Source organism: Streptomyces shenzhenensis (assembly GCF_021462265.1).
GTDB lineage: Bacteria > Actinomycetota > Actinomycetes > Streptomycetales > Streptomycetaceae > Streptomyces > Streptomyces shenzhenensis.
Window position 1 is genome coordinate 218,113 of the sequence record NZ_JAJONF010000001.1, and the last position, 23,661, is coordinate 241,773.

Annotated in this window: 24 protein-coding genes and 3 pseudogenes; 15 read left to right on the top strand and 12 right to left on the bottom strand. The window is 71.8% G+C overall.

Features of this window, described 5'->3' with window-relative positions:
* The first annotated feature begins 413 nt into the window (after positions 1-413).
* On the top strand, positions 414-1,277 hold the full coding sequence (locus LQ326_RS00990; RefSeq protein WP_234531890.1) for a hypothetical protein: 864 nt from the start codon (positions 414-416) through the stop codon (positions 1,275-1,277).
* Entirely contained in the window at positions 1,274-2,437 is a 1,164-nt protein-coding gene (mycP, locus tag LQ326_RS00995; RefSeq protein WP_234531477.1) for a type VII secretion-associated serine protease mycosin, read from the top strand. The genes LQ326_RS00990 and mycP overlap by 4 nt, the downstream gene beginning before the upstream one ends.
* Before the next feature lie 138 nt (positions 2,438-2,575).
* Here mycP and LQ326_RS01000 read toward each other — a convergent pair whose 3' ends face one another.
* Positions 2,576-3,580: a serine hydrolase gene (locus LQ326_RS01000; RefSeq protein WP_234531478.1), complete on the bottom strand. Its 1,005-nt coding sequence runs from the start codon at positions 3,578-3,580 to the stop codon at positions 2,576-2,578.
* A 150-nt stretch (positions 3,581-3,730) separates the two neighbouring features.
* On the opposite strand from LQ326_RS01000, the gene LQ326_RS01005 reads away from it, so the two are divergent.
* On the top strand, positions 3,731-4,465 hold the full coding sequence (locus LQ326_RS01005; protein WP_234531479.1) for an SseB family protein: 735 nt from the start codon (positions 3,731-3,733) through the stop codon (positions 4,463-4,465).
* 7 nt (positions 4,466-4,472) lie between these two features.
* On the opposite strand, the gene LQ326_RS01010 is transcribed toward LQ326_RS01005, so the two are convergent.
* On the bottom strand, positions 4,473-4,856 hold the full coding sequence (locus LQ326_RS01010) for a DUF1844 domain-containing protein (RefSeq protein ID WP_234531480.1): 384 nt from the start codon (positions 4,854-4,856) through the stop codon (positions 4,473-4,475).
* Positions 4,857-5,255: 399 nt separating this feature from the next.
* Here LQ326_RS01010 and infC point away from each other — a divergent pair, with 399 nt between their 5' ends.
* The 9 genes from infC to LQ326_RS01060 all read left to right on the top strand — a co-directional run bounded on the left by infC (position 5,256) and on the right by LQ326_RS01060 (position 15,736).
* Entirely contained in the window at positions 5,256-5,927 is a 672-nt protein-coding gene (gene infC, locus LQ326_RS01015) for a translation initiation factor IF-3 (RefSeq protein WP_234531892.1), read from the top strand.
* 133 nt (positions 5,928-6,060) lie between these two features.
* The gene (gene rpmI / locus LQ326_RS01020; protein ID WP_046726698.1) at positions 6,061-6,255 is read left to right on the top strand and encodes a 50S ribosomal protein L35; all 195 of its coding nucleotides are present in this window, start codon (positions 6,061-6,063) and stop codon (positions 6,253-6,255) included.
* Between the two features lie 99 nt (positions 6,256-6,354).
* Positions 6,355-6,738 carry a 50S ribosomal protein L20 gene (gene rplT / locus LQ326_RS01025; protein WP_055492778.1) on the top strand — a complete coding sequence of 128 codons (384 nt, stop codon included), beginning with the start codon at positions 6,355-6,357 and terminating at the stop codon, positions 6,736-6,738.
* A 357-nt stretch (positions 6,739-7,095) separates the two neighbouring features.
* Entirely contained in the window at positions 7,096-7,950 is an 855-nt protein-coding gene (locus LQ326_RS01030; protein ID WP_234531894.1) for a TrmH family RNA methyltransferase, read from the top strand.
* A gap of 166 nt (positions 7,951-8,116) precedes the next feature.
* Positions 8,117-9,265 carry a sensor histidine kinase gene (locus LQ326_RS01035; RefSeq protein ID WP_234531487.1) on the top strand — a complete coding sequence of 383 codons (1,149 nt, stop codon included), beginning with the start codon at positions 8,117-8,119 and terminating at the stop codon, positions 9,263-9,265.
* Between the two features lie 152 nt (positions 9,266-9,417).
* The gene (pheS, locus tag LQ326_RS01040) at positions 9,418-10,539 is read left to right on the top strand and encodes a phenylalanine--tRNA ligase subunit alpha (RefSeq protein WP_181807777.1); all 1,122 of its coding nucleotides are present in this window, start codon (positions 9,418-9,420) and stop codon (positions 10,537-10,539) included.
* Positions 10,539-13,118: a phenylalanine--tRNA ligase subunit beta gene (gene pheT, locus LQ326_RS01045; protein WP_234531489.1), complete on the top strand. Its 2,580-nt coding sequence runs from the start codon at positions 10,539-10,541 to the stop codon at positions 13,116-13,118. Before pheS ends, pheT begins: the two co-directional genes overlap by 1 nt.
* Before the next feature lie 675 nt (positions 13,119-13,793).
* A complete protein-coding gene (locus LQ326_RS01055; RefSeq protein ID WP_234531491.1) occupies positions 13,794-15,143 on the top strand; it encodes an NsdA family TPR-like regulatory protein in 1,350 nt (449 codons plus the stop codon).
* A 56-nt stretch (positions 15,144-15,199) separates the two neighbouring features.
* Complete coding sequence (locus tag LQ326_RS01060) at positions 15,200-15,736, top strand: NUDIX hydrolase (protein WP_234531492.1); 537 nt, start codon at positions 15,200-15,202, stop codon at positions 15,734-15,736.
* On the opposite strand, the gene LQ326_RS01065 is transcribed toward LQ326_RS01060, so the two are convergent.
* From LQ326_RS01065 to LQ326_RS49070, 3 genes and pseudogenes are all read right to left on the bottom strand, one after another.
* Positions 15,733-15,990 (bottom strand): hypothetical protein, encoded by a 258-nt coding sequence (locus tag LQ326_RS01065; RefSeq protein ID WP_181805394.1) that lies wholly within the window; start codon positions 15,988-15,990, stop codon positions 15,733-15,735. The two genes, LQ326_RS01060 and LQ326_RS01065, sit on opposite strands and share 4 nt — an antisense overlap.
* Positions 15,991-16,195: 205 nt before the next feature.
* Positions 16,196-16,306 (bottom strand): annotated as a pseudogene (locus LQ326_RS01070) (3-hydroxyacyl-CoA dehydrogenase family protein); the annotation flags it as partial.
* Between the two features lie 41 nt (positions 16,307-16,347).
* Positions 16,348-16,539 (bottom strand): annotated as a pseudogene (locus tag LQ326_RS49070) (tyrosine-type recombinase/integrase); the annotation flags it as partial.
* On the opposite strand from LQ326_RS49070, the pseudogene LQ326_RS01080 reads away from it, so the two are divergent.
* Positions 16,537-16,920 (top strand): annotated as a pseudogene (locus LQ326_RS01080) (transposase); the annotation flags it as partial. The pseudogenes LQ326_RS49070 and LQ326_RS01080 sit on opposite strands and share 3 nt — an antisense overlap.
* Positions 16,921-17,023: 103 nt before the next feature.
* Here the strand turns inward: LQ326_RS01080 and LQ326_RS01085 are convergent.
* Positions 17,024-17,620 (bottom strand): NADPH-dependent F420 reductase, encoded by a 597-nt coding sequence (locus LQ326_RS01085; RefSeq protein WP_234531496.1) that lies wholly within the window; start codon positions 17,618-17,620, stop codon positions 17,024-17,026.
* Positions 17,621-17,660: 40 nt separating this feature from the next.
* Positions 17,661-18,494 (bottom strand): inositol monophosphatase family protein, encoded by an 834-nt coding sequence (locus tag LQ326_RS01090; RefSeq protein WP_234531498.1) that lies wholly within the window; start codon positions 18,492-18,494, stop codon positions 17,661-17,663.
* A 138-nt stretch (positions 18,495-18,632) separates the two neighbouring features.
* Between LQ326_RS01090 and LQ326_RS01095 the strand changes: the two genes are divergently transcribed.
* Positions 18,633-19,544 carry a LysR family transcriptional regulator gene (locus LQ326_RS01095; RefSeq protein WP_234531499.1) on the top strand — a complete coding sequence of 304 codons (912 nt, stop codon included), beginning with the start codon at positions 18,633-18,635 and terminating at the stop codon, positions 19,542-19,544.
* A 115-nt stretch (positions 19,545-19,659) separates the two neighbouring features.
* On the opposite strand, the gene LQ326_RS01100 is transcribed toward LQ326_RS01095, so the two are convergent.
* Genes LQ326_RS01100 through LQ326_RS01110 form a run of 3 tightly spaced genes read right to left on the bottom strand, consistent with a single transcriptional unit; the run spans position 19,660 to position 22,369 of the window.
* Positions 19,660-20,322 (bottom strand): response regulator, encoded by a 663-nt coding sequence (locus tag LQ326_RS01100; RefSeq protein WP_234531501.1) that lies wholly within the window; start codon positions 20,320-20,322, stop codon positions 19,660-19,662.
* Positions 20,319-21,536 (bottom strand): sensor histidine kinase, encoded by a 1,218-nt coding sequence (locus LQ326_RS01105; protein ID WP_234531897.1) that lies wholly within the window; start codon positions 21,534-21,536, stop codon positions 20,319-20,321. The genes LQ326_RS01100 and LQ326_RS01105 overlap by 4 nt, the downstream gene beginning before the upstream one ends.
* Positions 21,536-22,369, bottom strand: a complete 834-nt coding sequence (locus LQ326_RS01110) for a CPBP family intramembrane glutamic endopeptidase (RefSeq protein ID WP_234531503.1) — start codon at positions 22,367-22,369, stop codon at positions 21,536-21,538. Before LQ326_RS01110 ends, LQ326_RS01105 begins: the two co-directional genes overlap by 1 nt.
* Positions 22,370-22,673: 304 nt before the next feature.
* On the opposite strand from LQ326_RS01110, the gene LQ326_RS01115 reads away from it, so the two are divergent.
* Entirely contained in the window at positions 22,674-22,922 is a 249-nt protein-coding gene (locus LQ326_RS01115; protein WP_234531505.1) for a hypothetical protein, read from the top strand.
* Here the strand turns inward: LQ326_RS01115 and LQ326_RS01120 are convergent.
* Positions 22,919-23,455, bottom strand: a complete 537-nt coding sequence (locus LQ326_RS01120) for a DegT/DnrJ/EryC1/StrS family aminotransferase (RefSeq protein WP_234531506.1) — start codon at positions 23,453-23,455, stop codon at positions 22,919-22,921. The genes LQ326_RS01115 and LQ326_RS01120 overlap by 4 nt on opposite strands.
* A 4-nt stretch (positions 23,456-23,459) precedes the next feature.
* Positions 23,460-23,621, bottom strand: a complete 162-nt coding sequence (locus tag LQ326_RS01125; RefSeq protein WP_234531508.1) for a hypothetical protein — start codon at positions 23,619-23,621, stop codon at positions 23,460-23,462.
* Positions 23,622-23,661: the final 40 nt, after the last annotated feature.

The window sequence follows — 23,661 nt, forward strand, 5'->3', positions numbered from 1 at the left end:
CGACGGGCACCCCGACGGTCGGCTTCCCGCCGCCTCCGGCGGGCCCTCCGGCGGGCTCCTCGGCGGCCGGTGGCGGTCCTTCGACGGGCACCTCGGCGGCCGGTGCGCCCTCGCGTCCCACGGGCACTCCGACGGTCGGTTTCCCGTCGCGTCCGGCGGGCCCTTCGGCCGGCTCCTCGGCGCCCGGTACGCCCTCGCCTCCCACGGATCCCGCACCGCGTCCCGCGGGGGCTCCCGCGAACGGCGCTCCCGCGCGGCCGACGAGCCCCCCGGCGCCCTCCGCCCCGCCGCGTCCGGCGAAGCCCCCGGCGGCCGGTGCTCCTGTGCGGCCGGACACGGCCCCGGCGGCCGACGTTCCGCATCGGCCGGCCGTCCCGCCGCGCCACCCCTTCGGCGTCGCCCCGGACCCCTCGATGTCCTGGAGCGACGGCGCGGGAACTCCCGGCCGGGAGCGGCCCGTTGTGACGTTCGGTGAGCCCGAGGGGTACGACGAGCGGGGGCGGGGGCTGTCCTTGGCCGGTCGCGTGGCGCCCCGTACCGCCGCTGCCGCCGCCTGCATGGTCCTCGGCCTCGGCCTCATCGGCGGCGCGGTGACCGGCGGCTGGCTCGTCGACGACGGCGGCGGCACCGGCGCCGCGACCAGCTTCAGCTCCGCCGCCGGCCTGTGGCACAACGTGCCCGTCGACGAGCTGTTCCCGCCCACCGTGCAGGGCATCGGCGCCGGCCCCGGCGGAGCCGACCGCACCTGGACCCGCATCGCCGTCGCCCCGGCCACGGACTGTGCCGACGCCTTCGACCCGCTGCTGCGCAAGGCGCTAGCCCCCGTCGGCTGCCGGCGCCTGATCCGCGCCACCTACACCGACGCCACCCAGAGCTACGTGACGACCGTCGGCCTGCTGTTCACCAAGGCCGACCCGGCCGGGATGACCGCCCTCGCCAAGCGGTTCGCGACCGAGCGCCTGGACCGCCGTACCGATCTGCTGCCCCGCCCGTACGCCGCGAAGGGCACCGCCGCCGAGCGGTTCGGACCGCGCCAGCGCGCCTCCTGGACGATCTCCGTGCTCACCGACGCCCCGGTCGTCGCCTACGCCGTCTCCGGCTGGGCCGACGGCCGTACCGTCGACGCCCCGCAGCCCGCCGCCGACGCCGAGGCGTCCGGCGCCACCACGGCCGCGGCCCAGGCCGGCCTCGGCAACGAGGCCCAGGGCCTGGCGGACCGCATCGAACGGCGACTGCGCCACGGCATCGCCGGCCCGGCAACGGAGAAGCCCTCATGAAGCGCCGCGCAACCGGGGCCGCGATGAGCCTGCTGCTCGCCGGCTCGCTCGCCCTGCTGCCCGCCACGACCGCCTACGCGGACAGCATCCGCGCCCAGCAGTGGGGCCTGGCCGCCCTGCACCTCGACGAAGCATGGCGGACCACCAAGGGCAAGGGCATCACCGTCGCCGTCCTGGACACCGGCGTCGAAGCCGACCACCCGGACCTCGTCGGCAACGTCCTGACCGCCAAGGACATGATCGGCTTCGGCGCCGGGCCCGGCGACCGCGACTGGGCCCGGCACGGCACCGCCATGGCCGGCATCATCGCCGGTCACGGCCACGGGGCCGGCGACGGCGACGGCGTGATGGGCGTCGCGCCCGAGGCCAGGATCCTCCCCGTCCGGGTCATCCTCGAAGACGGCGACAGCGCCCGCACCAGGGCCCGCTCCACCCGGGGCAACGCCCTGGCCGAGGGCATCCGCTGGGCCGCCGACCACGGCGCCGACGTCATCAACCTCTCCCTCGGCGACGACTCCGACTCCGCGCACCCCGAGCCCAGCGAGGACGAGGCCATCCAGTACGCCCTGAAGAAGGACGTCGTGGTCGTCGCCTCGGCCGGCAACGGCGGCAAGAAGGGCGACCACATCTCCTACCCGGCCGCGTACCCGGGTGTCATCGCCGCCACCGCGGTGGACAGGTTCGGCGTCCGCGCCTCCTTCTCCACCCGCCGCTGGTACGCCACGGTCAGCGCGCCCGGCGACGACATCGTCATCGCCGACCCGGACCACAAGTACTACGAAGGCTGGGGCACCAGCGCCGCCTCCGCCTTCGTCTCCGGCGCCGTGGCCCTGATCAAGGCCGCCCATCCCGGCCTCACCCCGGCCCAGATCAAGAAGCTCGTGGAGGACACCGCCGGCAACGCCCCGAGCGGCCGCCGCGACGACTCCCGGGGCTTCGGCATGATCGACCCGGCGGCGGCGATCAAGTCCGCGGCGAACCTGAAGACCCGGAACCTGACATCGGCGTCGTACGGCAAGAAGTACTTCGGCTCCGGCCCCGACCCGGAGGAAAAGGCGACCGGCGCGACGGACTGGGCAGCCCCCCTGGCAGGAGGCACCGGCGGGGTGCTGCTGGTGGCGGCGGCGGTCCTGTGGCGCGGGCGCCGCAGGACGGTCTGACCCGTCCGTCTCCGCAACACCCTGAGCCGGAGCGCCCCGCAAGGGGCGCGGGGACGTGTCCGATGCGCGGCCACCGCCGCGCGGGCGCGACCGGCCCCCAGGCGGCCGCGGCCGCCTCCGGACCCGCCGTCGCCTCCCCTACCTCGAAGCCGAGGCGGAGGCCGACGGATCAGCTCCGGCGAAGGAACCCACCGCCGCCTTCGCAGCCCCCTCCACCAGGGAAATCCCCCTGGCCTGGCTCACGGTCCCCTTCGACAGCACGGCGACCAGATAGTCCGTCCCGCCCACCGTCACCCGCCCGATGCTGTTGACGTCCCACAACCCCGTCGTGCTCCGCGCCAGCCACCCGTTCTTCAGCGCGTACCGCGAACCGTCGGCGGCGGCCGAGACCCCCCACCGCTGGTCCGGCTCGACCGTCTTCATCAGCCCCTGGACGTACGCCCGCGAGGCCGCGCTTAGCTTCGAGTCGTCCCCGAACACCTGCTGAAGCAGGGTGAGCTGGTCGGCGGCGGTGGTCTGCGTCAGCCCCCAGAGCTCTCCGTCGCCCCCCTCGGTCGACGTCAGCCCGAACCGCCTGTTCGCCGCGTCCAGCCCCGCCGCCCCGCCGATGGCGTCCCACAACCGGGACGCCGACGCGTTGTCGCTGTTCTCGATCATCTTCACGGCGTACGCCTTCTCCGTCGCCGTCAGATGCCGGCCGGCGTCCTGCGCCTGCAGCAGCAGCGTCGCCAGGATGTCGACCTTCACGATGCTCGCGGTGTCGAAGGACGAGTCCCCGCAGGCCGCGCTGTCGCCGGAGTCCAGGTCGAGGACGGCCGCCGAGACCTTCGCCCCGGACGGCACCGTCACCTTCGCCAGCGCCGAACCCAGCAGCGCGCCCCGGTCCACGGCCGGCTCCGTCACGGGTTCCACCGACGCCTCCCCACTCGTCGCGGCCGAGGCCGAGGAGGACGGCGCCGGCGACGCCGCCGAGGATACGGCGTCGCCGCCCGCGTGCGCCTTCACGTACACGGTCCCCGCCGCGGTGGCACCGACGACGGCGACGGTGGCGAGGCAGACGGGGAGAAGGCCCCCGCGCCGGCGCCGGCGCGGGGTACGGCGGCGGGCCCGACGGGAACCTGCGGTGGCTCTGGAGGACTCCATGCCCGCGATGCTCGGGGCGGGGACTGTGCGAGCCGTTTGCCGGACGTTAGAACCAGGTCAGGGAAATCTGAGATTCCCGTGAAAGCCGTGTCCAACCGGTTTCGGGGGCCGCACAACCGCAGCAGCATCCCACCGATAAGGTCGGGGACCGTGGCGAAGAAGAACATTCCCGACCCCGGCTACTCCGACGACGACGGCTCCGCCGACCCCCGGCTGGCCGCCGCGCTGGCCGCCTGGGCCGAGGACCGCGGCGCGGTCGGACCCGTCCTCGAGGCGCTGAAGGGCGCCCGGCTCCTGGTCCCGGTGGTCGCCGTGCTCGGTGAGGTCGAGCAGGACGAGAACGGGCTGCGTCGTGAGAAGACCAGCGACATGGCCGTCCCCACCCTGAAGGCGGGCCACCGCACCGCTCTGCCGGCCTTCACCTCCACCGAGTCGCTGGCCCGCTGGGACCCGGCGGCCCGGCCCGTCGCCGTACCCCTGCACCAGGCGCTCCAGGCCGCCGCGCACGAGAAGGCCGACACGGTGGTGCTCGACATGTCGGGGCCGGTGCCGTTCGAGCTGACCGGCTCCGCGCTGCTCGCCCTCGCCGAGGGGCGTACGACCACCGACCCGCTCGCCGACCCGGCCGTGGCCGGTGCCGTCCGGGCCGCGGTGGCCGCCGAGCCCGCCGTGCTCCGTGCCCACCTCGGACCCGGATCGGCCGACGGGACGCTGGCGCTGGTCCTCGACCCGGCCGCGGCGTCCCCCGCCGAGGCCGCCCGGGCCGTCGCCGAGCGGCTCGCGGCCGACGAGACACTGCGGGCCCGCCTGGTGCGCGGCCTGGACCTGGCACTGCTGCCGGCCGGGACCACGCCTCCGGGCGAGCCCTTGTACGTCAGGGACTGACAGGCGGTCAGCCGTAGACCGGTCCGGTGTACTTCTCGCCGGGGCCCTGGCCGGGCTCGTCGGGGACGAGCGAGGCCTCGCGGAAGGCCAGCTGGAGCGATTTCAGGCCGTCCCGCAGCGGGGCCGCGTGGAAGGAGCTGATCTCGGTCGCGGACGCGTCGAGCAGCCCGGCGAGGGCGGTGACCAGCTTGCGGGCCTCGTCCAGGTCCTTGTACTTCTCGGCCTCCTCCTCGTGGGAAGACAGACCGAGCTTCACGGCCGCGGCGCTCATCAGGTTGACGGCGACCGTCACGATCACCTCGACCGCGGGGACCTCGGCGATGTCGCGGGTCATCTCGTCGAAGTCGGACTGTCCGGTGTCACCGGGGCCGGGAAGGGGTGTCTCACTCATGCCCCACACGATAGGCGCAGGAGGCAGGACGCTCTCACCTAGGCCGGGCCGTCTCAATTAGCCCTGCCCCGGCTTTGCTGCTAGCCTGGTGGGACGACCGGCCGGACAGGTATGCCACACAGCTAGCTGAACCGGCCCACAAGTGGAGGCTTCGAACTCCCACCCGACCGCCCCCCGGGCGGCGGGTCACCGGTCAGACGGTCGCTTCGCCACTCGTGGCGATGGCGTTCCGTCCGATTGTGCGCCCCGCGATCCCCGCGGCGGTGTTCCGGTAGTTCGAGGAGCCCCGCCTGTGATCGTCCGGGGCATTTTTTGTGCTTCGGCGCGGTTAGGTCTTACGAAAACAGACGTTACGCGGCTGCCCGCCAGGCCGTCGCGTGGTGCTACCGAGGAGGATCCATCAGCGCCGAGCCCCGCATCAACGACCGGATTCGCGTTCCCGAGGTGCGACTTGTCGGTCCCAGTGGCGAGCAGGTGGGCATCGTCCCGCTCGCTAAGGCCCTGGAGCTTGCACAGGAGTACGACCTGGACCTGGTCGAGGTCGCGGCGAACGCCCGTCCGCCCGTGTGCAAGCTCATGGACTACGGGAAGTTCAAGTACGAGTCGGCCATGAAGGCCCGTGAGGCGCGCAAGAACCAGGCGCACACGGTCATCAAGGAGATGAAGCTCCGGCCGAAGATCGACCCGCACGACTATGACACCAAGAAGGGTCACGTCGTCCGGTTCCTCAAGCAGGGCGACAAGGTCAAGATCACGATCATGTTCCGTGGTCGCGAGCAGTCCCGGCCCGAGCTGGGCTACCGACTGCTGCAGCGGCTCGCGGAGGACGTCCAGGACCTCGGTTTCGTGGAGTCGAACCCGAAGCAGGACGGCCGGAACATGATCATGGTTCTCGGTCCGCACAAGAAGAAGACCGAGGCCATGGCCGAAGCCCGGCAGGCGCAGGAAGCCCGCAAGGCAGACGCCAAGGCCAACCCCGGCCGCTCGCAGAACCCGGCCGAGGCTGAAGCCGAGGCCGAGGCTGAGGCCGCCGAGGTCGAGGTGCCCGCCGAGGAGCACGCCGAGGCGTGACCCCGGGGCCAATGCCCCAGGTCAGCACCCGGGGCGCGAGCCCCAGGTGGTATTCGATACAAGAGCGACGTTCCACCGTGCCCGGTTTCACGACCGGGCACCGGAGCGCCACCGACGAGGAGATAACGGCGCTATGCCGAAGAACAAGACGCACAGCGGTGCCAGCAAGCGCTTCAAGGTCACCGGCTCCGGCAAGGTCCTGCGTGAGCGCGCCGGCAAGCGCCACCTGCTCGAGCACAAGTCGTCCCGTGTGACGCGTCGCCTCACCGGCAACGCCGAGATGGCCCCGGGTGACACCGCGAAGATCAAGAAGCTTCTCGGCAAGTGACACGCGGGCGTTCTCCGCGCCCTGAGTCAGACCAACCGGGACCCAGTCGTTTCCGGGCCGCGTGAGTCCAACCGCGGCCCCGCTACAAGGAGTTAACAAGTGGCACGCGTCAAGCGGGCAGTCAACGCCCACAAGAAGCGCCGGGCGATCCTCGAGCAGGCCTCCGGCTACCGCGGTCAGCGTTCGCGCCTCTACCGCAAGGCCAAGGAGCAGGTCACCCACTCGCTGGTCTACAACTACAACGACCGCAAGAAGCGCAAGGGCGACTTCCGTCAGCTGTGGATCCAGCGCATCAACGCCGCTGCCCGCGCCAACGGCATCACCTACAACCGCTTCATCCAGGGTCTGAAGGCCGCCAACGTCGAGGTCGACCGCAAGATCCTGGCGGAGCTGGCCGTCAACGACGCGGGCGCCTTCGCCGCGCTCGTCGAGGTGGCCCAGAAGGCGCTGCCCGCGGATGTCAACGCCCCCAAGGCTGCGTGACGCCGCGCTGGCTTCAGGCCGACGTGACTGAAGGACCCGCAGGCTGAAAGGCTTGCGGGTCCTGCTGTTGCCGGGGCTGCGGCTGCCCTTCGGCCGCGGGCCGGCGGGGGCCGATCGCGCCCACGCGGCGCAGCCGCACATCGACTCAGCCCCGCGCCCCTCACGGGGCACGCCGTAGCTGCGGGCAGTCGGGTGGGTGCTGGGAAACCGTTGCCCCGGCCACGCCGCGCCGCGCGTTGGCGATGCAGGGTTCGGCACCGCAGAGAATCCGCCGTACCGGCTGAGCGCCGTTGCGGCGGAAAGCGCGGTGCGCGGCGGGCAAAGAAGTTACCGATGTCTCCGAAGGTGAACCAGAACATGCCCACCCCCGAGCTGATCTCTCCCCGCTCCGCCCGTGTCGCCGCCGCCCGGCGGCTGGGGCGGCGGAACTTCCGGGGCAAGGACCGGCTGTTTCTCGCCGAGGGGCCGCAGGCCGTGCGGGAGGCGGCCGGGCATCGGGTCGGTGACGTGCCGACGCTCGTCGAACTGTTCGCGACCCTCGACGCCGCGGAGCGGTACGCCGACATCGTGGGGGAGGCCAGGGCGGCCGGCGCCCGGATCCACCTCGCCTCCGAGGACGTCATCGCCGACATCTCCACGACCGTGACCCCCCAGGGACTCGTCGGGGTGTGCCGGTTCCTCGACACCCCGTTCGAGGACATCCTCGCCGCCCGACCCCGGCTGGTCGCCGTCCTCGCCAACGTCCGCGACCCGGGCAACGCCGGGACCGTGCTGCGGTGCGCCGACGCCGCCGGCGCGGAAGCGGTCGTCCTCACCGACGCGTCCGTGGACCTGTACAACCCGAAGGCGGTCCGGGCCTCCGTCGGATCGCACTTCCACCTTCCCGTCGCCGTCGGCGTGCCCGTCGAGCGGGCCGTGGCCGGGCTCAAGGAGACCGGCGTGCGGATTCTCGCCGCGGACGGGGCGGGGACCGACGACCTCGACGACGAGCTCGACAAGGGCACCATGGGCGGACCCACGGCGTGGGTGTTCGGGAACGAGGCCTGGGGGCTCCCGGAGGAGACCCGCGCGCTCGCGGACGCCGTCGTGCGCGTCCCGATCCACGGGAAGGCCGAAAGTCTGAACCTCGCCACCGCCGCCGCCGTATGTCTCTACGCATCGGCCCGTGCCCAGCGCGCCTCCGGAGGGTGCCGTTCCGTCACCGAGAGCTAAGCCCCCGCCGTCGGATCCCCGCCTGCCGCGCGACGCCTGGCACGCACGCGCGCCGCGTCGCCGAATCGCCCGCCCTTCGGGCGGGCGGCGGGAATCCGGCGGCAGGGGCTAGTAGGGTGGCCACCTCGGGGGCCTGCTGCGCCGTCTGAGAGGTGGAGTACGGGGTATGAGTGTCGGCACCAGCAACGCGCCGGGCGGCCGCCGCGGCACCGGCCGCGTACCCGCACCCCGGCACGGCGACCTCACCGGGCCCGGCATCGACCCCGACGAGCTGCCCGACGGACTGGTGGTCGCCGACGAGGACGGTCTCGTCGTCTGCTTCAACGCCGCCGCCGTCCGCATCACCGCCACCGCCGCCGCGGACGCTCTCGGACAGCGACTGGAGAAGGCGCTGCCGTTAGAGGACCTGGAAGGCCGGCGCTGGTGGCAGCTCACCGACCCCTACGGCGGCCTCGCCATCCGGACCGGCCAGCCCGAGCGGAACCTGCTGCTGCCCGGTGGCCGGGAGGTGCTGGTGTCGGCCAGGTACGTGCGGGCCGAGCCGACCGGGCCCGTGCGCCGGGTCGTCGTATCGCTGCGGGACACCGAGGCCCGGCGGCGTACCGAACGCAGCCACGCCGAACTGATCGCCACCGTCGCGCACGAGCTGCGCTCGCCGCTGACCTCCGTCAAGGGGTTCACGGCCACCCTGCTCGCCAAATGGGAACGGTTCACCGACGACCAGAAGCGGCTGATGCTGGAGACGGTCGACGCCGACGCCGACCGGGTCACCCGGCTCATCGCCGAGCTGCTCGACATCTCGAGGATCGACAGCGGACGCCTGGAGGTGCGCCGGCAGCCCGTCGACATAGGCGCGGCCGTCGGACGCCACATCCAGGCGTACGTCGCCGCCGGTCAGCCCGCCGACCGCTTCCTGCTCCGCGTCGAGCAGCCGCTGCCCGCGCTGTGGGCCGACCCCGACAAGGTCGACCAGGTCCTCAGCAACCTCCTCGAAAATGCCGTGCGGCACGGCGAGGGAACCGTCACCATTGACATCACGGCCACGGCCTCCCCGCGCGAAGGGGAGGGCCAGGAGCACGCAGCCACGTCGGTCACGGTGAGCGACGAAGGGCCCGGCATCCCGGAGGAGTCCATGAACCGCGTCTTCACCCGCTTCTGGCGGGGCAGCAAGCGCGGCGGCACCGGCCTCGGGCTGTACATCGTCAAGGGCATCGTCGAGGCCCACGGCGGCACCATCACCGTCGGACGCGCCCCCGGGGGCGGCGCCGAGTTCCGATTTACGTTGCCCGTGGCCGCGCCGGCGTATCTCGCCTGACGGCCCACGGGCTCTTCGTCCACCTCCACCCCGTTAGACTCGGCCTTTGGCACCTTTGTGTCCTTCACACGGCCGGCCAACGGTCTTGGGGACCAACCGCCTGGGGGCACCTCCCAGCTTCAGCTGGGGGACAAACGGAAGCACGGGAAGAGATGTCGGCACCCAATAAGTCGTACGACCCTGTCGAGGTAGAGGCGTTGAAACCGGAAGAGATCGAGCGCATGCGGGACGAGGCGCTCGCCGCCTTCGCCGCCGCGGGCTCCCTCGACGCGCTCCAGGAGGCCAAGGTCGCCCACACCGGCGGCGCCTCCCCGCTGGCCCTCGCCAACCGCGAGATCGGCGCCCTGCCCCCGCACGCCAAGGCCGCCGCCGGCAAGCTGGTCGGCCAGGCCCGCGGCGCCGTGAACAAGGCGCTCGCCGGCCGCCAGGAAGAGCTGGAGGCCGAGCGTGACGCCAGGGTGCTGGTCGAGGAGGCGGTGGACGTCACACTGCCCTACGAGCGGGTCCCGGCCGGTGCCCGCCACCCGCTGACCACCCTGTCCGACCGCATCGAGGACATCTTCGTGGCCATGGGCTACGAGGTCGCCGAGGGCCCGCAGGTCGAGGCCGAGTGGTTCAACTTCGACGCCCTCAACATCGGCCCGGACCACCCGGCGCGCGGCGAGGCGGACACCTTCTTCGTGCAGGGTCCCGAGGGCGGCACCGAGTCCGGTGTCGTGCTGCGCACCCACACCTCGCCGGTCCAGATCCGCTCGCTGCTCGACCGTGAGCTGCCCGTCTACGTGATCTGCCCCGGCCGCGTGTACCGCACCGACGAGCTGGACGCCACACACACACCGGTCTTCCACCAGGTCGAGCTGCTCGCCGTCGACGAGGGCCTGACCATGTCCGACCTCAAGGGCACCCTGGACCACATGGTCCAGTCGCTGTTCGGTGAGGGAATGAAGACCCGGCTGCGGCCGAACTTCTTCCCCTTCACCGAGCCCAGCGCCGAGATGGACATGCTGTGCTACGTCTGCAAGGGCGAGTCCGTCGGCAACCCCGACCGCCCCTGCCGTACCTGCTCCTCCGAGGGCTGGATCGAGCTGGGCGGCTGCGGCATGGTCAACCCGCGGGTGCTCACCGCCTGCGGCGTCGACCCGGAGAAGTACAGCGGCTTCGCCTTCGGGTTCGGCATCGAGCGGATGCTGATGTTCCGCCACAACGTCGAGGACATGCGAGACATGGTCGAGGGTGACGTCCGGTTCACCCGGCCGTTCGGGATGGAGATCTGATGCGGGTCCCGCTTTCCTGGCTGCGGGAGTACGTCGACCTGCCGGCCACCGAGACCGGCCGTGACGTGCAGGCCAAGCTCATTTCGGCCGGTCTCGAGGTCGAGACCGTCGAGCAGCTCGGCGACGGCCTCAAGGGCCCCCTGGTCGTCGGCCAGGTGCTGACCATCGAGGAGCTGGAGGGCTTCAAGAAGCCGATCCGCTTCTGCACGGTGGACGTCGGCCGGGCTGGGGGCACCTCCCAGGCTTTCGGCCCTGGGGGAGGCACCGGCGAGCCCCAGGAGATCGTCTGCGGCGCCCGCAACTTCGCCGTCGGCGACAAGGTCGTGGTCGTGCTCCCGGGCGCGGTGCTGCCCGGCGGGTTCGCCATCGCCGCGCGCAAGACGTACGGCAAGACCTCCCACGGCATGATCTGCTCCAGCGACGAGCTGGGCATGGGCGACGACGGCAGCCACGGCATCATCGTGCTGCCGCCGGAGACCGAGGTCGGCAAGGACGCCATCGAACTCCTGGAGCTGGTCGACGAGGTCCTGGACATCGCCGTCACCGCCAACCGCGGCGACTGCCTGTCCATCCGTGGCGTGGCCCGCGAGACCGCCATCGCCTACGGCCTGCCGCTGCGCGACCCGGCCCTCCTCGACGTGCCGGGACCGAACGCCTTCGGCTACCCGGTCCAGGTCCTGGACCCGCTCGGCTGCGACCGCTTCACCGCGCGCACCGTCACCGGTCTGAGCCCGGAGGCCCGCTCCCCGATCTGGATCCAGCGCCGCCTGCAGAAGGTCGGCATGCGCCCGATCTCCCTTGCGGTCGACGTCACCAACTACGTGATGATGGAGCTCGGCCAGCCGCTGCACGCCTACGACCGGGCGCTCGTCCAGGGCACCATCGGCGTCCGCCGCGCGGCCGAGGGCGAGAAGATCGTCACCCTCGACGGCACCGAGCGGAAGCTGCACGCGGAAGACCTGGTCATCACCGACGACCGCGGCCCGATCGGCCTCGCGGGCGTCATGGGCGGCGCCAACACCGAGATCGCCGACCTCCCCCAGTCTCGAACGGGCTCGACCGGGGGGACCCCCATGGACCTGGAGAACGCCACGACCGACGTGGTGATCGAGGCGGCCCACTTCGACGCCGTCGCCATCGCGCGCACCGCCCGTCGCCACAAGCTGTCCTCCGAGGCCTCCCGCCGCTTCGAGCGCGGCGTCGACCCGCAGGCCGCGGCCGCCGCCGCGCAGCGCACGGTCGACCTGCTGGTGCTGCTCGCGGGCGGCACCGCCGAGGCCGGTGTCACCGAGGTCAGCGCGCCGTCCGCGCCGCACACCATCACGGTCGCCGCGGACCACCCCGACAAGGTCGCGGGTGTCGAGTACGGCCGGGAGACCGTCGTCCGCCGCCTCCAGGAGGTCGGCTGCGACGTCTACGGGCAGGACGAACTGCTCGTCACCGTCCCGTCCTGGCGGCCCGACCTGCTCGAGCAGAACGACCTGGCCGAAGAGGTCATCCGCCTGGAGGGCTACGAGAACCTGCCCTCCACACTGCCCAAGCCGCCGTCCGGCCGTGGCCTGACCCACCGCCAGCGCCTGCACCGCCGGGTCGGCCGCGCGCTGGCCGGGGCCGGCTATGTCGAGGCGCCGAACTACCCGTTCGTCGGTGAGCAGGTCTTCGACCAGCTCGGCCTGGCCGCCGACGACCCGGCCCGCCGCGTCGTCAAGCTCACCAACCCGCTCAACGACGAGGAGCCCGCGCTCCGCACCTCGCTGCTGCCCGGCCTGCTCGGTGCGCTGCGACGCAACGACGGCCGCGGTGCGCACGACCTGGCGCTGTTCGAGACCGGCCTGGTCTTCCTCCCGCGCGAGGAGCAGCGCAGCGCCGGGCACCTGCCGGTCGACCGCCGCCCGACCGACGAGGAACTCGCCGCGCTGAACGCCGTGCTGCCCGAGCAGCCGCGCCATGTCGCCGTCGTCCTCGCGGGCGCCCGCGAGCAGGTCGGCTGGTGGGGCAAGGGCCGTCCGGCCGACTGGGCCGACGCGGTCCAGGCCGCGCGGACCGTCGCCGCCGAGGCGGGCGCCGAGCTCATCGTGCGGTCCGGCCAGTACGGGCCGTGGCACCCCGGCCGGTGCGCCGAGCTGGCCGTCCTCGCCGACGGCGCCGAGCGGGTCGTGGGCCACGCCGGTGAGCTGCACCCGCGGGTGGTCAAGGCGCTGGGGCTGCCGGCGCGCACCTGCGCGATGGAGCTGAACCTGGACGCGGTGGAGCAGGTCGGCGACGGCACCCCGCAGGCACCGAGCATCTCCACCTTCCCGGTGGCCACGCAGGATGTCGCCCTCGTGGTGGACAAGCCGGTGCCGGCGGCGGAGGTCGAGGCGGCGCTGCGCGCGGGCGCGGGTGAACTCCTGGAGTCGATCCGGCTGTTCGACGTGTACGAGAACGCCGCTCAGCTCGGCGAGGAGAAGAAGTCGCTGGCGTACGCGTTGCGGTTCCGGGCGGGAGACCGGACGCTGACCGTCGAAGAGGCGTCGGCTGCCCGCGACGCGGCTGTCGCCCTCGCCGGGGAGCGTACGGGAGCGGTGCTGCGGGGCTAGGCGCCGGCGGCAGAGCGCCGCAGGGGGAACTGTCCGCGGTCGGCTGCGGGTTGTGTGCGGCTGGTCGCGCAGTTCCTCCCCCAGCGCCCCCACAGGGCGCGTGTACGCGCGCATCTGGGATGGATCACTCATCCGGCTGAGATCCCTCCCGGATCCGGCCCTTTCAGGGCATGCCGTCGACAGAATCGGACCGGCCTTTCGGGGCCGGTCCGTCTGTTCTGTCAGGGCCTGCATGGGGGCCATCGGCATGATGCGAAGCCGCCCGGTCTCCCCTCAGACCATCCTCCGTACGGTCTTCACAGCCCTGCTCCGCCACACGGCGGGCCGTCCCACCGACGACATCGCCCTCCTGGTGCTGAGCAACGAACGCACGCCCCGGCACACCAGTTCGGGGGTGCGGGGCGATGACATCAGCGGCTCCGCCGCGCGGGGGCGGCCGGCCCCCACCCACCCGCGGCCGACAATGCATCGCCGGCTCCCGAACGGCGGCCAGGCCGCCGCACTGTACGAGGGGGGAGCCGGCGGCCCGGCCGGCCTCTGGGGAGGCAGTTCAGTCAACCGGGCCACCACTCTCCGCAACAGTGCGCGCACGCTGCGGATGCGCGTACTCCGTTCACACCCCGTGTGAACGCGATCGCACTACGCTGGCGGCACAAGGCCACCCGGGGGGCATTCATGCAGCCCAACTCTCTGCTCGACGCGATCCTGGACGAGGCGGGGATCTCGCACGCCGGTCTCGCCGCCCACGTCAACCAGGCGGGCCGGGCGCGTGGACTCTCGCTACGCTACGAACACACCGCCGTCGCCCGGTGGTTGAAGGGCCAGCGGCCGCGCGGCCAGGTGCCGGACCTGATCTGCGAGGTGCTCGCCGCCCGGCTGCACCGCCAGGTCACCCTCGACGACATCGGCCTCGGCGTACCCGGCGAGCCCAGCGTCCCGCACGCCGCCTCGCTCTCCGGCTTCGTCGAACGGGCCACCGCCCTGTGGCGCTCCGACGAACAGCAGCGCCCGCACGTACTCGGCGCCCCCGCGGTCACCGGCACACCCGCCGTGATGCCGGTGTGGGAGTGGGAGAACCCTCCGGAGGACGTCGACGTCTCGCGCGGCGGGCGCCACCGGGTCACACTGGCCGACCTGGAGATGCTGCGCGCGGCCCGGGCGCACTACGAGCAGATGTACCGCAAGGCCGGCGGCATGGTCACCCGCACCCGGATCGTCGGTTTCCTCAACGCCGAGGCGGCGCCGCTGCTGCGCGGCAGCTACACGGATGCCACGGGCCGTCAACTGCACCGTGCGACCGGCGGGTTGGTGGCGATCGCCGGCATCTGCGCCTACGACTCCGACGCCCACGGCCTCGCCCAGCGCTACTTCCACCAGGCGCTGCGCCTGGCGAAGGCGAGCGGGGACCGCGGACTCGGCGCCTACGTCATCGCGCTCCTTGTCAACCAGGCGCTGTTCATGCGGGAGTTCCGGCAGGCCGTCGCCTTCGCCGAGGCCGCGCTGCGCACCGCTGGCAAGCACATCACCCCCGCCCTCGCCTCCGACCTCTACGCGATGCAGGCCAAGGCGTACGCCCACCTCGGTGACGGCACGAGCGCGCTGTCCTGCATCCGGCGGGCCGAGACGGCCGCCGAACGCATCCGGCGGGGCCACGAACCCGACGAGACGGGGTATGTCCAGCCCGGCCTGGTCAATGTGCAGGTGGCCGAGGCGCTGCTCAGCCTGGGCGAACTCGCCGCCGCCCGGGAGCATGCCGCGGCCGCCGTCGACAACCCCGCCCACGACCGGGGGCGGGTGCACCGGCTCGCCATGCTCAGCACCATCGAACTGCGCCAGGGGAACGCCGAGAACGCGGTGGCCACGGCGGTGCAGATGGCCGAGCAGGTCCGCGGAATGGAGTCCCAGCGCCTGCGCGACAGACTCCGCGTGGTACGCGAGCATCTGGTGCGCAGCGGCGGTGCCGGAACCGCCGAGGCCGCCGAGTTGATCGACGGCGCGCTGCGCGTGCCGCTCCAGGCGCGGTAGGCCTTCGGAGCCGCTGCTGCGATATTGCCACTTACTCGGCGGAAGGTGGCAGAACCGTGCAGTGGACGAAACAGAACGAACAAACTGTCTATGAAAACCGCTGGTTCAGCGTCAACCTCGCAGATGTCGAGCTGCCGGACGGCCGGCACCTCGACCACTTCCTGATACGGCTGCGGCCGGTGGCCGTGGCGACGGTGGTCAACGAGGCGGGCGAGGTCCTCCTCCTGTGGCGCCACCGTTTCATCACCGACAGCTGGGGCTGGGAACTCGCGGCGGGAGTCGTCGAGGACGGCGAGGACATCGCCGTCGCGGCCGCCAGGGAACTGGAGGAGGAGACCGGCTGGCGGCCGGGGCCCCTGCGCCATCTCATGACCGTGGAGCCGTCCAACGGCCTCACCGACGCCCGGCACCACATCTACTGGGCCGACGAGGGCGAGTACGTCGGACACCCCGTGGACGACTTCGAATCGGACCGCCGGGAGTGGGTCCCGCTCAAGCTCGTCCCGGACATGATCGCCCGTGGGGAGGTCCCGGCCGCCAACATGGCGGCCGCGTTACTCCTGTTGCATCACATGAGGCTCACCGACGACTAGTGGGCCAGTGCCTGCCAGACCGTGACGACGAGGGCGCCCAGTGCGGTGAGCGCGGCGAGGGAGGGCAGCGGCCAGCGGGCGTGTTCCAGCGAGACCAGGCGGGTGTTGAGCTCGTCCAGTTCCTTGGCGGTCTCCTTGGTGCGATGGCTCAGCAGGTTCAGCCCTCCCTCGACCTGGGCGTAGGCCACATCGAGGCGACGACGTAACTCTGCGAGTTCTCCTTGGACCACGGGATGCTCGGGTTCGGTGGTCACGGGTCCGCTCCTTTGCGTGATCGAGGGTGTCGTTCCGCATCCCTTTGCATGCGCATGAAGAGTGAACTCGCCTGGTGAGCGCGTGGGGAGAGTGTGCGAGAGGCATATGCGTGCCCGTGGTGCACACGGTGTGTGAAACACGCGGGCCCGGCACCGAAGCAGGTGCCGGGCCCGTGCCGCATCGCTCCCTGTGACCGGGGAGTGCTCAGCCGTATGTGTAGAAGCCGGAGCCGGTCTTCCGCCCCAGCCGCCCCGCCTCGACCATGCGCTGCAGCAGCGGGGGAGCGGCGTACAGCGGCCCCTTGTACTCGGAGTACACGTTGTCGGTATGTGCGATTGCCGCTCTCACCTGCGGCTTTATGGCCTGCCGTGGACGTGCGGGGAGTTCAGGGACTTCTCAGGGACATTCGGTTGTGGATCTTGAACGAACCACTCGTCCATGGCGGCGAGGCCCCGCCTGCCCGCTCCGGGCATGAAGTGAGCGTAGTGCGTCAGTGTGGTCTGCGGCGAAGCGTGCCCGAGCCACTGCGACACACTCACGATCGACTCGCCTGCCTCAAGCTGGGTGCTCGCGTACGTGTGCCGGAGGACGTGGAACGTGTCCGCCCTGGAGAGTTCGACCGTGGTCCCGCCAAGGGCCGTCGCAAGGGCTTCACCGAGACCGACTACGCCCGCCTGCTGGATGCCGCGCACCAACAGTTCGGCGGCCCCGTCGTTCTGGTCCGGGACAACTTGAACACACACGTCAGCCGCACCATGCATGATCTGATCGCCGCCCGGTTATGGCTGACCGTCCACCAACTGCCGCTGTACGCCCCCGAGCTCAACCCCGTCGAGGGCGTGGGGTCGTACCTGAAGCGGTCGCTGGCCGACCTCACCAAACACAGTCTCGACCAGCTCACCGGGTTGGTGAAGACGCGGCTGAAACGGAAGACAGGGCCGTTGAATTGACACACCTACCGCCCTGGCAGCCGTTCGGGCGCTCCGGCTCGCCACGTCTTACCTCATCCTCAGGACGAGTTGCGTCGGGCTTTCAGCGGGTGACCGAGATCGCGAAGGGCGCGAATCCGCTGGATCGGATCACGTGCGGTACGAACAGGATCGCGGCCTCGGCGGCCCGCGCGGTCTCGATCCCGCCCAGGTCCGTGATCCACTCCTGATGCCAGCCGAGGTCGGCGAGAAGCCCGCGTACGACCTGCTTGGCCTCCGGGTCGTTGCCGGAGAGGAAGGCGGTCGGTGTCTGGGCGAGCGCGGCGGGCGCGGTCATCACCGTGTAGAGCATCGTGTTGAGCGTCTTGACGACGTGCGTGTCGGGGAGACCTTCCTGAAGTCGCTCCGCGAGGCTTGAGCCGGGGTAGAGCAGCTCGGCCGGTAGTCCGTCTGGTCCGTCGACGGTGGCGTTGGAGACGTCTACGAGAATCTTGCCCTGCAGTTCCTCGCGCAACGCGATGAGCCGCTCCAGCGAGCCGGCGCCCGGGGTGGCGTTGATGACGATCTGCGCTGTCCGGGCGGCGTCGGCGGCAGAGCCTGGTGAGCGGTCCGCCACGGTCACCTCGTGCCCGGCCCGGGTGAGGGCAAGGGCGAGGCTGCCGCCGACGCGGCCGTTTCCGAGAACGGCGATCATGGTCATGCTGATGTGGTCCTTCCGGTGCTTGTGGTTCTCGTGGGAGTCAGCGGGAGAGTGTGGTGACGGCTTCGGCGTGCACGCCGGGCGCGGCGGCCAGGAAGCTCTCGCTCTCCGGGGTCCAGGGGCGGCCCTCGGCGTCGGATATCTGCCCGCCGGCCTCGGCGACGAGCAGCGCCCCGGGAAGCAGGTCCGCGCGGGCCCCGGCGAACTGCCAGAAGGCGTCGATGCGGCCGGCGGCCACGTTCAGTAGGTGCAGGGTGGCGGGCACGGATGTCCGTATCACGAGCGCATCGAAGAGCATCGCGGTGATCGAGGAGCCGATGCGCCGCACGACCTTCTCGTCCTCGTCCGGCCTGGCCTGGCTCGTGGCCACGAGGCTCAGGCCGAGGTCCGTGGTCCGGGACACGCGCAGCGGGCGGCCGTCGAGGTGGGCGCCGGCGCCGGCGAGTGCGGTGTAGGTCTCACCGGTCAACGGCAGGTGAACCGCGGTGAGCACCGGCTGGTTGTCGCGCACGAGAGTGGCGGTCACCGCCCACTCCGGCAGGGCGTGCAGGTGGTTGACGTTGCCTTCGGCCGGATCCAGGACCCACCATTCGCCGGGGGGCAGGGCCCCGCCCGCGAGTTCGTCCTCCACCAAGCGGGCGTCCGGGCGCAGGAGGGTGAGGCGGGGGCGCAGGACGTCGAGGACCGCGTCGTCGTTGGCGGCGAGCGCGCGCATCAGCTCTTCGCGGGTCTGGTAGCGGACCACGTCGCCGAACCGCTCCCGCAGCGCCGGAGCCGCCGCGCGCACGGCGCTCGCGGTCTGCGCGAGCAGGTCGGCGTCGGACGCGGAGCCGGCGGTGGCAGCAATTCCGGTGGTTTGAATCGACTCGGGCATGGCGGTGCTCCTGTCTGAGTAGGGGGGTTGATGAGGCGGACCAGGCGAAAACCGTGCTTCTTTCGCGCCCGCATCTCGAAGGTAGGAGAGCCGATCATTGACTGCAAGTGCATGTAAAGCATGGCTAGGGTGAGTCTCATGCAATTGGATTTGAACCTGCTCGCCGCGCTCGATGCGCTCCTGGAGGAAGGCAGCGTGGCCGGAGCTGCTGAGCGCCTGCACGTCACCGCCCCCGCGATGAGTCGAAGCCTCGGCCGGATCCGGCGCACGACGGGGGATCAGATCCTGGTGCGTACCGGGCGCACGATGACCCCGACGCCGTACGCGATCGCCGTCCGGGAACAGGTGCACGAGCTGCTGCAGCAGGTCCAGGGCGTGCTGGCACCGAGCCGCGAACTCGACCTCACGACGCTCGAGCGCACCTTCACACTCCGCTGGCACGATTCACTCGTCGCCCTCAGTGGCCCCGCGCTTCTCGCGGCCGTAGGCAAGCAGGCGCCGGGCGTGCGTTTGCGCTTCATCGGGGAATCGAGCACCGGCACCCCCGAGCTGCGTCGCGGCGAGGTCGACCTGGAGGCGAACGCGAACCGCCCGACCGCACCCGACATTCGCGCCGATCGGGTGACTGAGACCCAGCACGTCATCGTCGTGCGGCGAGGGCACCCGCTCACCCGGGTCAAGGCTGTCACCGCCGCGCGGTACGCCGCGGCCGAGCACATCACCGTCTCGCGGCGCGGAAGGCTCGGCAACGCCCTCGACGACGCCCTGGCGCTGCTCGGCCTCACCCGACGGGTAGTGGCGACCGTGCCCACCGAAGGTGCCGCGTTCGAGTTCGTGCGCGGCTCCGACCTCCTCGTCACCGCCCCCGAATCGACGACGCGTTCAACGGCCACGGTTCTCGGTCTGACCCTGCTCCCACTGCCGTTCGAACTGCCGCCGGCCGCGGTGTACCTGTCATGGCATCAGCGCTATGACACCGACCCCGCACACGTCTGGCTACGCGATCTGGCGCGGACCGCGTTGGCGTTCCGACGTGACCCACACCTTTAAAGATCTCTAGCCGCCTAGCCGACTAGAGGGCGTCTGAAAAGCCTGTCAGCGGGCAAGTCGCCTGGTAGCAGGGGGCGCGCGGGTCGCCTTACCGGACGGTCTGTCCGTCCCTGCCTCAGGTGACCAGGCCGTGGCGGTAGGCGTAGACGACGGCCTGGACGCGGTCGCGGAGGCTGAGTTTGCTGAGGATACGTGACACGAACGTCTTGACGGTCTCCTGGCTGATCACGAGGGCCGCGGCGATCTCGCCGTTGGACAGACCGGCCGCGATCAGACGCAGGACCTCCAGCTCGCGGGGGGTCAGCGGGATGTCCCCCGGCGCGCCGCCCGCGGCCGGCCGGATCCGGGCCGCGTACCTGCCCACGAGCTGGCGCGTCACCTCGGGATCCAGCAGTGCCGCGCCCGTGGCGACGGTGCGGATGCCGTGCAGCAGCCGGTCCGGCGGCGCGTCCTTGAGCAGGAACCCGCTGGCGCCCGCGCGCAGCGCTTCGTAGACGTACTCGTCCAGGTTGAACGTGGTCACCACGAGCACCTTCACGGGATGTGTCACCCCGGCGCCGGCCAGCAGACGGGTGGCCTCCAGGCCGTCGAGCACCGGCATGCGGATGTCCATCACCACGACGTCCGGGCGCAGCCGGCCGGCGAGCTCGACCGCGGCGCGCCCGTCCCCGCACTCGCCCGCGACCTCCAGGTCGGGCTGGGCGTCGATGATCGTCACCAGCCCGGTGCGGATCAGTATCTGGTCGTCGCAGACCAGCACCCGGATCGGTACGGTCACGTCGTGCTCCTTGCCGGTATCCGCGCCCGTACGACGAAGCCGCCGCCCGAACTCCGGTCCGCGCTGAAGTCGCCGCCCAGGATGCCGACCCTCTCGCGCAGGCCCGCCAGGCCCCGCCCGCTGCCGCCCGGGGAGGCGGTTCCCGAGCCGGAGCCGTCCGTGCTGACCTCCACGGTGATCTCCCGTTCCCCGTGGCACACCTGGACCGAGGTCCGGCTGCCGTGGGCGTACTTGAGGGCGTTCGTCAGGGACTCCTGCACCACCCGGTAGGCCACCAGGTCGGCGCTGCCGGTCGACTCGGCCGGCGTGCCCTCCTCGGTGAACTCCACCGGCTGGCCGGCCCGGCGCGTCTGCTCCACGAGGGTCAGCAGACGGCCGACCGGCGGCGTCCTGGGCTCGGCCGCCTCCCTTGCCGCGCCCGCCTCCGCTGCCGTCCTGGGCTCGGCCGTGTCCGCCGCCGTGCCGGTGCCGTGGTCGGGGTTGAGCAGGTCGAGCAGGTGCCGCAGGTCGGTGATGGCCCGCCGCCCGGTGTCCGTGACGGCGGTCAGCGCCTGGTCGAGCCGGTCGGGCGCGGCGGTCAGATAGCGTGCCGCCTCCGTCTGTACGACCATCGCCGTCACGTGGTGGGTGACGACGTCGTGCAGCTCGCGGGCGATCCGGGTGCGTTCGGCGGTACGGGTGTCCTCCGCGACGCGGCGCCTGCGGTCCGCCTCGGCGGCCCGGGTGGAGCGCAGCCACGCCCCGGCGCCCCAAGCCAGGACCAGCGCCAGATAGAAGGTCACGAACTCCTCCGGCGACTCGCCCGTGCCGAGCCGGGAGAGCGCCACCGCCAGCGGCACGTACGCCACGGACAGGACGACCATGCAGGTCCGGCGGTGCCGTTCCAGGTGGGACCCGGCGGAAAGCAGTGCGATGGGCAGCGCGGTCGTGGCGAACGTGTGGTAGCCGCGCAGCTCGTCGACGGCGAAGCCGAACGTCACCAGGGCGAGGGTGACGGCCGGCCAACGGCGGCGGACGACGAGCGGGAGGCATTCCAGGAGGATCGCCACGACGGCCAGTAGGTCGGTGGGCCGGGTCGGCACGCCACCGATCACGGTGCCGTTGGCGTGCAGCGCCGGGACGATCGAGCCGATGAGGAACAGCAGCCCGAGTGGGAGGTCCCGTACCGTGACGTCCAGCCGGCGCCACACCTGGCCGGCCTGCTCAGGGGTCATCACTGACCGATTGTAGCCAGGGCGTCGACGCGCTCGGCGCGCCGCCGGGGCACCAGGTTGCCGCGCCGGCGGGCCAGCCGCAGGAAGACGATCGTCGCCAGCACGCCGAACAGCATCGAGTACAGACTGGCCTCCGGGCCGAACTCGCCGCCCGTGATCAGGGTCGCGCCCGACGTCGAGGCGTCCAGCAGCCCGTGTGTGGCGCCGTTGCCGGAGACCTCGGTGCCGAAGATGCCGGACTCCGCGAAGTTCCAGCCGAAGTGCAGGCCGATCGGCAGCCACAGGCTGCGGCCGGCGGCGTACGCGGCGGCGAGCATGCCGCCGGCCTCGATCGCGATGGCGACGGCGCCCAGCAGGGTGGCGTGCTTGTTGAGCAGGTGCATCGCGCCGAAGAGCACGCTGGACAGGGCCAGCGCCGCGTACGTGCCCAGGCGCCGCTCCACCAGCCGGAACAGCAGGCCGCGGAACATCAGCTCCTCCGTCACGGCGGCGGCGGCCATGAAGCCGACCAGTCCGATCGGGCCCGTCAGCGAGCCGAAGCCGTGGACGTCGTAGTCCCCGAGGAGGGCGATGTTCGCGATGACGCACCCGAACAGCGCGACGCCGATGGCCGTGCCCCGGTACAGCGACCCCCGGGCGCCCTCCCGGGCCAGCTCCGTGACCGGGCGGCCCTCGGTGCGTCCCACGACCCACCGGTAGACGAACACCGACGCAACGGCGGTCAGCCCGCCCAGCAGGAGCGAGAGCCACGGGTTGTCCTGCACCGCGCTGACGCTCTGACCACCGACCGCGGCGACCGCCACCACAGCCAGTATCTGCCACACCAGTTTCATGACGACTCCTCTTCCGGACCCGCGACCGGAGCGCCGCGGCTGCTCCGAACGTTATGGATCCGCGCCCCGGGAATCGTCACCTCACGGTGGACACCTGCACGTAGCTCCCACGGGGGACAACTGGCGTGCTCCACGGCTCTCTTCGCGCCTCGACGCCGGGCAGCACCCGTGTCTCGCGACTCTCTTCACGCACCGACGGCGGGCGTGCAGTTGTTCGGGGTCGACGGGAGTCGATTGAGCGCAGCGATGTTCCCAGCAGGACACCGTTCGTTCGCCCGCACTCCCATAGAGGTTCCCGATGCCGATGCCCCGACCCGACCGTCGCGCCTCCCGTGCCTCGCGCGCTTCCCGTGCGGCCGCCGCGGCCCTCGGTGCCGCGGGACTGATCGCGCTGGCCGCGGCCCCCGCCGCGTTCGCCGACGACGCCGAGCCCGAGCTGGTCGTCGGAGGCATCGAGCCGGTCGACAGGCTGAGGCCGGGGAGCACCTTCGACGTGCCGGTCACCGTGGCGAACAAGGGCACCGCCACCGCCGCGAAGGTGTGGGTCACCTAGGCCGTCACCCGGGGCCTCGACTTCGCGGAGGTCCCCTCCGGCTGCTGGACCCAGCACGTCCGGTCGTACGACGAGATGCCCGAGCGGTGGACCGCGGGCTGCGAGTACGACCGGCCGGTGCAGCCGGGCGGTTCTCTACACCCCCGAGACTCCGCTCCGCGTGAAGGCACTGGACGCAGCAGCAGGCCGGTCAGGGACGCGAGACCCTTCGTGTGGCGCTCCGCGATCGCACGGCGGCGTTCGTGCAGCGTGTCGCAGCGATCCGACTGGCAGCGCAGCAGCGCCGCGGCCACGTCCGGCATGTTGTATTTCATGCCGGCCGCGACGACGTCGTAGTGCGGCGACCGTCCCGAACGGTGCCGCGCGAACGCGTCGCGGTCGATGCCGTGGACGCTCGGCGTCCGGGTCCTTGCCGCCAGGTCCGCGCGACGGCAGACCAGCAGGCCGGCTTCGGCGCTGGTGAGTGGCTTCGTGACGAAGAACGAGAACGCCGTGGCGTATCGGCACCCGCCGGCATGTGTGTGTCCCGCCACGGCATTAGCTGGAGGACGAGGGCCAACACGGGTTGAGGTGGGGGACCGTCACGAAGCCGGAGGCGCTGATCTGGTCGGCCATCTTCCGCAGGGCGATGGCCGGCCATGTGACCAGCGATTCAGAGTGCTGCCGTTCGAAGCCGCGCGGGTATCCGCTGGCGTGCATGATCCAGGCGAGTGAGTATTCGGCTGACAGACGATCTACT